Genomic DNA, 12,137 nt, shown 5'->3' with positions numbered 1-12,137 from the left:
TTATCTCTCGACCTGTCGAAAACAAGGGGTAAATTTGAGCCGGGTATTACAGATGCTATTCCGTGGTGAATTGCCTGCTTTTACCAGCTCGTAACGACAGTGGGTGAAAATACGCTGAATAGATACGCGTCGTTAATAAAATCTTGTTTAATCTTTTCAAATCCGGAGACTTCTCCCCGAGTGAAAGGCTCGGTATCACTCTTCCACGCTGACTTGTCCGGCAAGCCCTTATGATGCCCGTCAATTGCAATTGACGCCTCAATAATTCTACAAAGTCGTGCATACCCGGCGCCCCAGGAAGCATGAGGCACACTGCCGCGTTTCCCACCGTTTATGAGATAGTCCTGAAATGCCTGTTGATACTTGCCAAGATCATGCAACAAAGCTGCCATCTTGAAAATTTGTTTGTAGTTTTCATGACATGCAAAGGATTCCGCAAATATTGCCGTTTGGTGCAGATGTTTTGATAAGCTGTGTTTCTCTTTATTACTATTTTCTGAATGTGCAAAATACTCAGGCATTATATTCCTCCAATACACAAACCTACCCAATAAGCCAAATCCCCAGCGCCAAATTTATCGGCAAATTTTTTAACCTGCCTGGCTTTCCGCGGGATTCTCCCCCAATTCAAATGCCGCCGCAACCAAAATAACATCGATCTTAACATGAATGAACCGATGCCTGTCTTTATTATTATGGTTACTGTAAGTCCAGGGTCTTTTGAAAAGTAATGTAACACTTTAGTTTTTTGAAAATTTTCCAACAATTACAGTGTAAGGGCGAAGCCTTGCTACAAACGGTTGTTGCTCGTTCCTCACTTGATATCTAAGCCCGCTAAATTCATGTAGCGCGACTAGGTTCGTCGCACTTTCCGTAACATTTTAGTCTTTTGAAAAACGTATTACCTGTTAGAGAAACAGAGGGACCACGGAACACACGGAAGACACGGAATCCATTGTTCTTTTTCTTTCTGTGTATTCCGTGGTTTAACGAAATTTTGAATTACCAGGGAAAGCATAACTTTTAAGCTCCGTAGGAGCAGCCTGTTTGTAACAAAATAGGATATTATAACAGCTATTTACCTTATTGAATTTTATTGCGCTACAAACAGACCGCTCCTGACGGGGCTACATGGTATTTTTTCTATCCCGTGAATTTTTCAAAAAACTAAAGTGTTACCAATTTTCACTTTTAAAAAACCAGATTTCCGCTAAATACCATTGTGAAGTCCGAAACAAATTCTAATGACAAAATGTTTTAGATATGCTAAACGAGCGCATTTTTCATATTTTGTGCCCCTGGTTCCGGCTTGTCCATGTTGGGAATTTAAGAGAAGGCATTGCCATTGCAGAGGGAAAATGATATGATTCCTTGGTCAAAAATGACAGAACGGATGCCCTTAATAGCCCCGAAACACTATTTTCGAGTAGAGACGCACAGCTGTGCGTTTTTACATTCGTATTAAAACACATCCCTTAAATCGCCTCTTGATAGAGGGGACTTCTTATCACCCCTCTAAAAAGAGGGGCAGGGGTGTGTTATATCTTACGGTTTCAAAAAACTAAAGTGTTACCATTTTTTTGATTCGTTCGGGTTAGAAAGTTGCCGGATACCTAAATTTGTCCTGAAAGGCCACAAAAATGAGAAAAATACCGAGAACAATGAGTACGCAGCATCCCGACAATGTAACAATGCCATTTTTTACGGAAGGCGCCCCTTTTCGCGGCGAAGATGAAATAAAAGAGGCATATTATGTGTTTTCTCATTTGCGATGCGATGAACAGATGTGGGATTGCGAAGGGAAGGAAGTGGATGAATTTGTCATCAAAAAACTGCTCACGCGGTATGAAAATTTTTTCAAAAACAAGAGGATCGGCAAGGATCTGTTTATTACCTTGCGTGCGCCGAATCCGGCGTATGAGAAGAGTGAGGCAAAAATACTTCTTGAAACCCTGGAAAGCGCCCCGCGTTCTTACGATACCGCCAGGATATTTTACGGAGATGGCGCGGCGCCGCCTATTTTTGAAGTTATTATTCCCATGACGACCAACGCTGATATCATAAACCGGGTATATCATTATTACCGTGATTTTGTGGTAGGCAAACAGGATAAGAAATGTTTCCACGGCGATATTACCATCAGGGAATGGATTGGCGAGTTTATGCCGGAGGCAATAGAGGTTATTCCCCTGGTTGAAGATATCCAATATATGCTTTCTGCCGATGACATAGTACAGGATTATTTGAAGGACAAAAACTTTCCCTATCAGCGAATTTTTCTCGGACGTTCTGACCCGGCGCTGAACTACGGTTTTCTGCCTGCCGTGCTCGTGGTAAAAATCGCCTTGCAGAGATTGCACAGGTTGCAGGAAAAACTTAAAATTCCAATATATCCCATCCTTGGAGTCGGCTCCAACCTTTTTCGTGGAAACATGACGCCGTTTAACGTGAAAGAATGCCTCAATGAATATCCGAGTGTTCAGACGTTTACCATACAATCTGCCTTTAAATATGACTACGATGAGGAAGTCGTCAGAAAGGCTATCGAAACAATCAATAATCAGGAAAGGATGGCGCCGGCGGCAATTGACGAAGAAACCGCTTTTGATATTACGAAAAGATTATCGTCCGCTTACCGGGAGCAAATTAAGGAGCTTGCTCCTTTGATAGGTGAAATAGCGTGGTTTGTCCCGCGGAGAAGGATGCGCAAACTGCATATCGGACTTTTTGGGTATTCAAGAAGCGTGGAGGGGATTACCCTGCCAAGGGTAATATCTTTTTGCGCCGCATTGTATTCGATTGGATTACCGCCTGAATTGTTAGGGCTGCACGCCCTCACCGGGAAAGACCTCTCATTTCTTAAAACAGCGTATCCCGGTTTCTTTGAAGATATTTCGATGGCGGCGTCCTACTACAATGAAGACGTTAAAAAACTAATATCTCCAAAAATTGCAAAGGATATTGAAAAGGCATTGGACGTGACAAACTATGTGGAAAATCTCCTGCATAGCGAATATACCACCCAAATCATCAATGCCCTGCTTTCAAAAAAAGAGGAAACCGTTTCGGAAAACATTATTGCCGCTGGAAAGGTGAGGGGATTCCTGGGATAGTATTCAATGATGGTACGAATGCCTTTTTGCCAAAAGAAATATTTGCCGGGGAATACGCTACACAACATCGCACAGGTTTAACACGGACAACCGATCTATTCCACAGGCTAAATCCGCACCGCCTGTAAAACCATTTGAGTATAATGCCAAATACGGCGCTTGACGGAAGGAGAGAAAATATGAACCGTTTGAATGTAGGGTGTATATATTACTTCACTTTTCTGTTTTTTGTTTTGCTGAATTTTTCCGGCTGTCAGACTACATATTATAAAACAATGGAAAGGGTTGGTTACCACAAAAGGGATATGTTTGCAAACCGGGTAAAAGATGCAAGAAATATCCTTGAAGAGACAGAGGAACAATTCAAATCTGCCCTGGTTGAATCCAGGTCGTTTTCTGATGCTGAAGGCAGCACGTATGAGCAAAAGCATAATATGTTGAACAAAGAATATGAGAGATGCCGTGATAAATCATTGTTGGTAAGTGCACATATTAAATCGATAGAAAAAGTAGCAGAAGCTTTTTTCAATGAGTGGGAAATGGAGTTAGAGCATTATGTAAGTAATTCGTTCAGGCAAGGTAGCCAGGAGAAATTAACGCAGAAAAAAAGTCAATATGAGCATCTTATAAATTCCATGAAATATATTGAGAGAAAAATGGACCCGGTACTCATCAATTTCCGTGACCAGGTGCTGTATTTGAAACATAATATCAATACACAGTCGATTGTTTCTTTGCAGAAGGAGCTTGCCCAGCTTGAAGATGAAATCCTATCCCTGATAAAAGAGATGGAAATTTCCATTGGAATTGCCGACTCATTCATCAATTCAATAGTGAAATAACGTGACATATTAGTTTTTTGAAAAAGCAAAAATGTTCGTTCCCAAGCGCCTCAGACTGGGCCAAATGAAAATATTTATGACCTAAAAAGGGCATATAGGGGGAATAAGAAACTATTTTCAGCCAAACAACCGTTCACCAGCCAGGCGTTGGGGACAGGTTTTAGCCTGATAGTAGAATAAAGAGATAAGCCTATTTTACGGTTTGTTTTCACCACACATGATTGCATAAAACAAGGAGGCAAGGGGAATGTGGCATATATTATAGGAAATAGAGATCAAAACACACTTTTTCCACCGGTAATACAAGATTATGTAGGAAAAGAAGACCCTGTGAGGGCGTATGATGCATTTGTAGAAAGCTTAGACCTTCAGGAAATGGGTTTTTGAGATCAATGCGTATAAAGCCGGTGCGCATGAGTATCAGCCAAGGGCGCTCTTAAAATTAATCGTATATGGATATTCCTATGGAGAAATGAGTTCCCGCAGACTGGAAAGGGCGTGCTATCATAATCTATCCCCCATGTGGTTAGTATCCGGTATAAAACCTGATTACCGTACGATATCGAGATTTCGCAAAGAGAATAAAAAGGCGATAAAACAGGTTTTAAATCAGAATGTAAAATTCTGCATAGAGATTGGATTGATATAGAGAAAGTACCGGAAGGTGTAAAGGTAATAATGCCGAGCAGAAGGCAGGCGCAAAAAGAGACAAGAAAACGGAGTTAGAGCCGTTTGGCAAGGAAGAGTTTGGCTACGATAAGGAAAAGGATGTATATATTTGTCCTGAAGGAAATATACTTGAGAAGAAAGGATACGCATTTGGTTCTGAGTAGAAAATAAGTTACAAGGCAGTAGGTAAAGAGTGTCGTGAATGCAAGCATTTTGGAAAATGCACTACCTGCAAACCTTTCAACCTGTTTTAACATGGCGAGAATGATAACCATAATTGGTGTGCCAATGTTGATTGCAAAGTTCAATAGCATGTAAAACCAGAGGGATTAGACGCCGGAATGCACTAATAAAGATATATTACTGGAATTTTCAGACCTGATACAAAATAAAGTGTCGAAAAAGATTATTCTATACTTTTTAAGCCGAATATACACCATCGCTGCAACTTTTATTTGACTCAGTCTGAGGAGCTTGGGAACGAGCGGTTTTTAATGCTTCGTCCCTACTTTTCCAAAAAACTAAATTGTTGCGAATATACTCAAAATGAGCACAAAATGTTAGTTTTACAAGGGTGGCACGGACAAACCCCGTTTGTCCATGTTGAACTCATGTTTAGAAATTTCAAGGTAGGGCTGAAAGGCCGTAAGAAGTGGGTGAATACCCCTGTTTTAGAGCGAAGAATCTATTCGCCCTACATAAAAATGTTTCAGAAGGCATAATTTACACCCATTGCCTACGAAGTAATCATTTTGGAATGTGGATATGCAATGCAAGCATAGCTATTGCAATTACAACATATTAGGCAAATATTGCGAAACCGCTGACATGTTTTTCAGGAATGCCGGCTTCTCATTGTTCCTGATAGTTTTCACATCCTTCTTTTCATGATGAAGGGAAGGTGTACCTGGTCTTGTTTATAATCCCCCGTCAGGGCATACATAATGATATTTATCCCAAGGCGAAAGGCCATTTCCCGCTGCCTCTCTCCTCCGGGAATCACTTCGTATTCCCACGTACCCAGAGGGTCTTTCGCCCACGCGCCGCCGAGGTCATTGTGTGAATAAATTATTACGGTACGATTCCCAAGGGTTATCCCTTCCAGAAACGTTTTTTCCATAATCCGGCCATATGCCCTGTTCAGCAGATAAAAGGATTTAAAGATAGTATGTTCTAATGGAAGCGGCTCCAACGATTTGTTTGGAAATATCCGCTTAATTTCCCGTTGTATGGACTTGTCAAAACCGAAATTGTCCTTTCCAATGCAGTCGTCAATGAGCAAGGTTCCTCCGAACTCAAGGTACAACTTAAGATTACTAATTTCGCTATCACTAAAAGGGGGAAATTCACGGTCTCCCGACATGTAGGCAAAGGGATATTCAAATAACTCTTTATCGCCGGGCCTGACGGATCTGGTCCCAATGCTTGCTTCCACGCTGGTTCTCTTCATCAGCTCCCACATGAGCCGGTTGCCGGTATTTGGCCGTGGGTTCCAATTGCCGTTGGAATACTCAATCTGTACAAAGGTAAACCTTGAGGCATCACCCATTGCAAAAAGCGTGTTGGGGGAAGGGGATAAGATAGTGGCTACGAACAAAATAAATGAAAAGGAGATAGATAAATTGAAATGGTTGTGTTTCATTTTACCAGGAGTATTTTTAGGCCAAAAGATTGTAAAACAAGAATATATTATAATAATTATAAAATACTATATCTGTTTCGCAGAGATTTTCCAAGTGACAAATTTTAAAGCAGTCGGCAGATTGCCGACTGTAGACTGCCGACTGTTTTCGCGTCCAATCAATGAATCGTTAAATCGTGTTTTTCCTTCAGAAATTATTGCCTTAAATATTGTTTGACTAATTAAATGAATTTGATTAGAGTATCTACGCTTCTAGGCAATTACCCCCCTAATTACCTTATATTATACATAACGCCTGGTATTGTGTGGAAAAATTAAAACAGAGTGGATAGTTTTGCCGTTAAAATAGAAGGCCTTACGAAGGTTTATAAAGATTTTTGGAAACGGAAAAGCGTTCCCGCCCTGACAAATCTGAATCTTGAAATCAAACAGGGAGAAATATTTGGGCTTTTAGGTCCCAACGGATCGGGAAAGACTACTACGGTTAAATTACTCCTTGGATTTCTTTACCCCACCAGCGGCAGGTCCTGGTTATTGGGAAAACCTTCCGGCCATGTACAAACCAAAAATAAGATCGGTTTTCTACCAGAAGAATCCTATTTATATACATTTTTGAATGCGGAAGAGATCCTGGATTTTTATGGAAAACTTTTCAATCTTTCCCGAAAAGAAAGAAAGGAAAGGATCGATAAATTAATCCACCTTGTAGGGTTAAACCCTTACCGAAAACGCCTTTTGAGTAAATACTCAAAAGGGATGCTGAGGAGAATCGGCATTGCGCAGGCGATAATAAATGACCCGGATTTGATTATATTGGACGAGCCTACCAGCGGGCTTGACCCCTTAGGCCGCCGGGAAATAAAAGAACTAATACGTGAATTTAACCAACAGGGCAAAACCGTATTGCTCTGTTCTCACCTGTTGGCAGACGTGCAAAGTATTTGCAGCAGAATCGCGATTCTTGATAAAGGTGTTTTGCAAGTGGCAGGCAACGTGAAGGAATTGCTTTGCCAAAACGAAGTAATGGAGTTTCTGGTCAAAAACCTATCTGACAGCGATTTAGAGTTGGTAAAAAAATTTATAGAGGAGAAAAACGGTGAAGTACTTTCTATGCATCCTCATCGTTCAACATTGGAGGAACTGTTTGTTAACATCATACAGCAGCACAATTAGAGTATTTTCTCATTCGGACTAATGATACTAACCCTTGCCACTCATACATTACGAGAGGCGATTAGAAAAAAAATACCTCACATATTAATTGGCTCCGGCGCCATTATTTTGGCAATATCGCCGTTAATCTCATCGGCAAATGAACCCGACGCACTGCCAAAAATAATGCTGATATTGTTTTTTCAGTTAGTGACGGTTTTGTGCATAACCGGAATAATCATCTACTCCGCTATCTCGTTACCGTACGATATTGAAAAAAAAACCATTTTTAGTGTTCTTTCAAAACCTGTTTCTCCTTTCAAATTTGTTGTCGGCAAAACACTTGGTTTTTCATTGTTAGCGGCTTTTATACTGGCCGTATTGGGTTTTGTGAATATTGTGTTCGTTTTTTGTGCCTCCTCTCACCGGCTATCGGAACAAAAAGGATTGTTCAAAGCCCGTAAAGAATTCAATGCTCAGCATTTTCATATTCAGGGGAAGGTGCATCATGAAAAAGAATGGATTCGCTGGATCATGGGCGGGGGAGAAGGTATCGCCGTATGGAACTTTCCCAATTTGCACGAAAAAACCAAAAAAACCCTTCCCTTTGAAGTGGAACTCCGTCTTAAATTGGATAGCAGCAGGGATATTGCAGATACGATCCCGCTTGCAATTGGAATCGAAGGCATTCACTCAGAAGAAAACAAGACAGAGGTTTTTTCTGCAAAGGCAGACGAAATATTAACGGTCAGCATAAACCCGGAAATCATAAAAACACACAACAGCATTAAAATAACCGCTTCCCCGGTTCTTGATACTGATTATATTGGCGCTACACAAAACAGTGTGAAGGTCTTTTCCCTGCAAAAAGGATTTGTATTCAACTATGCGAAGGCAATAGCCATAACCTTTTTAAAATTTTTGCTGATAATCGCGGTTGCCGTAATGGGTTCTGCATATCTCTCCGCGCCGGTCAGCATTTTATTGGCATTTACTGTTTTCCTATGCGGACATTTACTGGATTTCGTAAAAGACTTTTCATTATTATTGCATCATTCCGGCGCACATGAACACGCATTCCCTGGGATGATAAAAAAACCAAATGTCTTTATGATATATATGGAGTATTTCTCTAAAAAACCCTTAGAATGGGTTTCGTTTATTTTGCCTGATTTTAAAAGATTTGACAGCCTGTCATATCTTTTAAAGGGTATAAATATCCCTTTAGAAACCATTGGATTCTCTGTGCAATATACGGTAATATACGTACTCATTTGTACTCTTATTTCTTGTATACTATTAAAAAAGAGAGAACTCTTTTAAGTACGGAATGCTGCGGAAAAGGCGTTTATTTTTATATGCACTGCTATGCATCATCTTTTTTGTCAATATAGGCATAATTTCTTACCGGAATAATTCAACAGCAACGCCAGTGAATTATTCTCCTGCCGAAACAATCCCTTTGCTTTTGTCCGGCGGGCTACGTGGCATTGTCGTTGACCTTCTGTGGGTAAGGGCGCTCGCCAGGCATGAGGAGAAAAAATATTATGAATTGTTGACTATTAACAATTTCATATCTAAACTACAGCCTGATTTTCCTGCGGTTTGGATATTTCAGGCATGGAATATGGCATATAATATCGCCCATGAATGGGATTCGCCTCAAAACAAATGGAAATGGGTCAGATCTGGATTACATTTCGCAAAGAAGGGGGCGTTGAAAAATCCCAGGAGCGGCGATCTTTTTTTTGAATTAGGGTTTATGTACGCACATTTGTTTGATCAACGGTACTTTAAATATGCTGCATTTAACAGGGAACAATTGAAAAAAGAGGATGGGGAAGACAATTACGAAGCCGCCCTTTTCTGGATGAGAAAATCTGTTGTAAACACGCCAAAGCTGAGAAATATCGCTGCGATAGAAAGAACCATTTGCCATACCTTGTGGAAAGCGGCGCTATGCGCAGAAGAAGAGGGGAATTTTGGCAATGCCCTTGACTATGTTGAAACCGCTATAAAGGAATGGAAAGAATATGATGAAAAATATCCTGAAGATGCCCTGGTAGAGGTAAGAACGTTTATCAAAAAGCTGGAAGATAAAAAAATGGTTTTGCGCAACACAATAAATAAAGCCGATAATTCCGTCTTGCAAGACTGGGAGAAATAAACCTTTTCGTGAATGTGTTGTACTACTTTGCTTCGTTACATTTTTAAATTAAAGAAATGATTGGCAGAAAGGAGAATAATGTAAGTCGATGAATAATTTTTTACGTATTTTTAATCTTATATTTAAAGTCAACCGTGTGAGTATCACAATGATACTTTTGATGTTGACCATTTTTATCTTTGGGGCGGTAAAGTCAGATATTTTTTCTCACAATGCCCAGGCTCAAACAGCCGCAAAGGTAAGCACGGAGATGCCTGCGTTTGACATCGGAGAAGCGGCCCGGGCAGAGCACCCCCTCCTGTCAACTAAAGGCACATCAGAAGATAGTTCTCGCTCAATACCGATACTTTGGTGGATTGCCCCACTTGGAGCAATATGCGGTCTTTTCTTCGCAATGAAATTTTACAGAGGCGTCATGAAGTTTCCTGAAGGCAATGAAAAGATGATTTCCATTGCAAAGCACGTACGGGAAGGCGCTTATGCATATCTAAAACAACAATACAAGGTGATCGGCATCTTTATTGTCGGTGCTTTTCTCGTGCTTCTTTTCATCTCCTACGGATTAAAAGTCCAATCAACAGTAGTGCCTTTCGCATTCCTGTCCAGCGCTTTTTTATCAGGATTTGCCGGATTTTTAGGAATGAAAACAGCTACAAATGCAAGCGCAAGAACCGCAGAAGGCGCAAGGAAATCGTTAAACCAGGGATTACAGATTGCTTTTAGAAGCGGCGCGGTAATGGGGCTTATAGTTGTGGGAATGGGGCTTCTGGATATTTCCTTGTGGTTTTTTGTGTTTCGCAAATTTACCAATTTTACATTGCTGGATATGGCGATGATGCTGCCGTGTTTTGGCATAGGCGCAAGCTCTCAGGCATTATTTGCCAGGGTTGGCGGTGGAATATTCACCAAAGCCGCAGATGTAGGAGCCGATCTGGTAGGTAAGATAGAGGCCGGCATTCCTGAAGATGATCCGAGAAATCCTGCGACTATCGCTGATAATGTCGGCGACAATGTTGGCGATGTGGCAGGCATGGGAGCTGATTTGTATGAATCATATTACAATTCAATGCTGGCATGCGCTGCATTGGCGATAACCGCTGGTTTAGGCATCGCCGGCATGGTTGTGCCCATGATATTGGCGGGAGTAGGTATTATTCTCTCCATTATAGGCATATATACGGTGAAGACAAAAGAAGAAGCGACTCAAAAGGAACTTTTGAAAGCACTGGGGAAGGGCGTTAACATAAGTTCGATTCTGATACTGATAACATCGGCAATCGTTATTAAATTTATGCTGCCCCAAAACTTCGGTGTTTGGGGTTCCATATTTACCGGATTAATTGCCGGTATAATTATAGGCAAAGGTACGGAATATTATACCTCTTCAAATTATTCGCCGACAAAAGGCATAGCGGGGCATGCGAAAACAGGCCCTGCGACGGTTATCATAGATGGCATTGCAACTGGCATGAAATCTACTATTATTCCAGTGGTAACAATTTCGGTCGCAATTTTATTAAGCTTTGGCTTTGCCGGTGGTTTTGCAAATACTTCACTCGGCCTCTATGGCATTGCCATTGCCGCCGTAAGCATGCTTTCCACCCTAGGCATTACTCTTGCTACTGATGCCTATGGGCCAATTGCTGACAATGCAGGCGGCAACGCGGAGATGAGTGGGCTTGAGCCGTACGTCAGAGAAAGAACAGACGCACTGGATGCCTTGGGAAACACAACGGCTGCTACAGGGAAAGGGTTTGCGATTGGGTCGGCCGCTTTAACCGCAATGGCATTGATTGCGTCATTTGTAGAGCAGGTAAAATTAGGATTGGAGCGTGCAGGAACACATGTCATACAGGTTGCCGGCATAAACATTGACATGGCAAAAGCAACTTTAGCCGACCTTATGTCCTCTATGAATATTACCTTAATTAATCCAAAGGTGTTGGTCGGTTTATTTATTGGGGGGTTAATCTCCTTTGTCTTTTGCGCATTGACAATGAAGGCTGTAGGACGTGCCGCGGGTAGTATGGTGGAAGAAGTAAGGAGACAATTCCGGGAAATTCCCGGAATAATGGAGGGGACAAGCACGCCGGATTACGCCGCATGCGTCTCCATAAGCACTAAGGGCGCTCAGAGGGAAATGATACTTCCATCTGTACTTGCGCTTCTGACCCCAATTGCAACAGGTTTAATACTGGGGGTGCCTGGCATTGTGGGTCTCCTGGCGGGAAGCTTAACAACCGGATTTCTGCTGGCCGTTTTCATGGCAAACGCTGGCGGCGCATGGGATAACGCAAAAAAATATATCGAAAGCGGTGCATTCGGCGGGAAAGGCTCCGATGCGCATAAAGCAGCCGTGGTGGGAGATACGGTAGGAGACCCGTTCAAAGATACTTCGGGACCGTCGTTAAATATTTTATTAAAGCTGATGTCCGTAGTATCAGTAGTCTTTGCAGGAATCACCCTTAAATATTCGGAACAAATCAGCGCTTTTTTACACCTTAATTAGCGGTAACTAAAGCATGGCGTTGAATTGAAACATTCAGCGCCAT

The 12,137-nt window shown here is 41.6% G+C and carries 12 protein-coding genes; 10 read left to right on the top strand and 2 right to left on the bottom strand.

Annotated features, from left to right (window positions below; translation table 11 throughout):
* Nucleotides 1-80 precede the first annotated feature (80 nt).
* A complete protein-coding gene (locus tag ABJL82_RS14385) occupies nt 81-521 on the bottom strand; it encodes a CRISPR-associated endonuclease Cas3'' (RefSeq protein WP_347275392.1) in 441 nt (146 codons plus the stop codon).
* 1,119 nt (nt 522-1,640) lie between these two features.
* Here ABJL82_RS14385 and ppcA point away from each other — a divergent pair.
* From ppcA to ABJL82_RS14360, 5 genes are all read left to right on the top strand, one after another.
* Nucleotides 1,641-3,113, top strand: coding sequence for a phosphoenolpyruvate carboxylase (gene ppcA / locus ABJL82_RS14380; protein ID WP_347275391.1), 1,473 nt, complete (start codon nt 1,641-1,643; stop codon nt 3,111-3,113).
* 179 nt (nt 3,114-3,292) lie between these two features.
* A complete protein-coding gene (locus ABJL82_RS14375; protein WP_347275390.1) occupies nt 3,293-3,955 on the top strand; it encodes a DUF2959 family protein in 663 nt (220 codons plus the stop codon).
* A gap of 249 nt (nt 3,956-4,204) precedes the next feature.
* A complete protein-coding gene (locus ABJL82_RS14370) occupies nt 4,205-4,342 on the top strand; it encodes a hypothetical protein (protein ID WP_347275389.1) in 138 nt (45 codons plus the stop codon).
* A 1-nt stretch (nt 4,343) separates the two neighbouring features.
* Nucleotides 4,344-4,604, top strand: coding sequence for a transposase (locus ABJL82_RS14365; protein ID WP_347275395.1), 261 nt, complete (start codon nt 4,344-4,346; stop codon nt 4,602-4,604).
* 577 nt (nt 4,605-5,181) lie between these two features.
* Nucleotides 5,182-5,346: a hypothetical protein gene (locus ABJL82_RS14360; protein WP_347275388.1), complete on the top strand. Its 165-nt coding sequence runs from the start codon at nt 5,182-5,184 to the stop codon at nt 5,344-5,346.
* A 149-nt stretch (nt 5,347-5,495) separates the two neighbouring features.
* Here the strand turns inward: ABJL82_RS14360 and ABJL82_RS14355 are convergent, their stop codons facing one another.
* Entirely contained in the window at nt 5,496-6,173 is a 678-nt protein-coding gene (locus ABJL82_RS14355) for a DUF4159 domain-containing protein (protein WP_347275387.1), read from the bottom strand.
* 34 nt (nt 6,174-6,207) lie between these two features.
* Between ABJL82_RS14355 and ABJL82_RS14350 the strand changes: the two genes are divergently transcribed.
* The 5 genes from ABJL82_RS14350 to ABJL82_RS14330 all read left to right on the top strand — a co-directional run bounded on the left by ABJL82_RS14350 (nt 6,208) and on the right by ABJL82_RS14330 (nt 12,094).
* Complete coding sequence (locus ABJL82_RS14350) at nt 6,208-6,483, top strand: hypothetical protein (protein ID WP_347275386.1); 276 nt, start codon at nt 6,208-6,210, stop codon at nt 6,481-6,483.
* Nucleotides 6,484-6,590: 107 nt separating this feature from the next.
* Nucleotides 6,591-7,439, top strand: a complete 849-nt coding sequence (locus tag ABJL82_RS14345; RefSeq protein ID WP_347275385.1) for an ABC transporter ATP-binding protein — start codon at nt 6,591-6,593, stop codon at nt 7,437-7,439.
* Nucleotides 7,440-7,460: 21 nt separating this feature from the next.
* On the top strand, nt 7,461-8,741 hold the full coding sequence (locus tag ABJL82_RS14340; protein ID WP_347275384.1) for a hypothetical protein: 1,281 nt from the start codon (nt 7,461-7,463) through the stop codon (nt 8,739-8,741).
* A 109-nt stretch (nt 8,742-8,850) separates the two neighbouring features.
* The gene (locus tag ABJL82_RS14335) at nt 8,851-9,585 is read left to right on the top strand and encodes a hypothetical protein (protein WP_347275383.1); all 735 of its coding nucleotides are present in this window, start codon (nt 8,851-8,853) and stop codon (nt 9,583-9,585) included.
* 148 nt (nt 9,586-9,733) lie between these two features.
* Nucleotides 9,734-12,094, top strand: a complete 2,361-nt coding sequence (locus tag ABJL82_RS14330) for a sodium-translocating pyrophosphatase (RefSeq protein ID WP_347275382.1) — start codon at nt 9,734-9,736, stop codon at nt 12,092-12,094.
* Nucleotides 12,095-12,137 lie beyond the last annotated feature (43 nt).

This window comes from Candidatus Kuenenia sp., assembly GCF_039794105.1.
In the GTDB taxonomy this organism is placed as follows: Bacteria; Planctomycetota; Brocadiia; order Brocadiales; family Brocadiaceae; genus Kuenenia.
The sequence above is the reverse complement of the archived record's forward strand: the minus strand, read 5'-3'. Positions and strand labels throughout refer to the sequence as shown.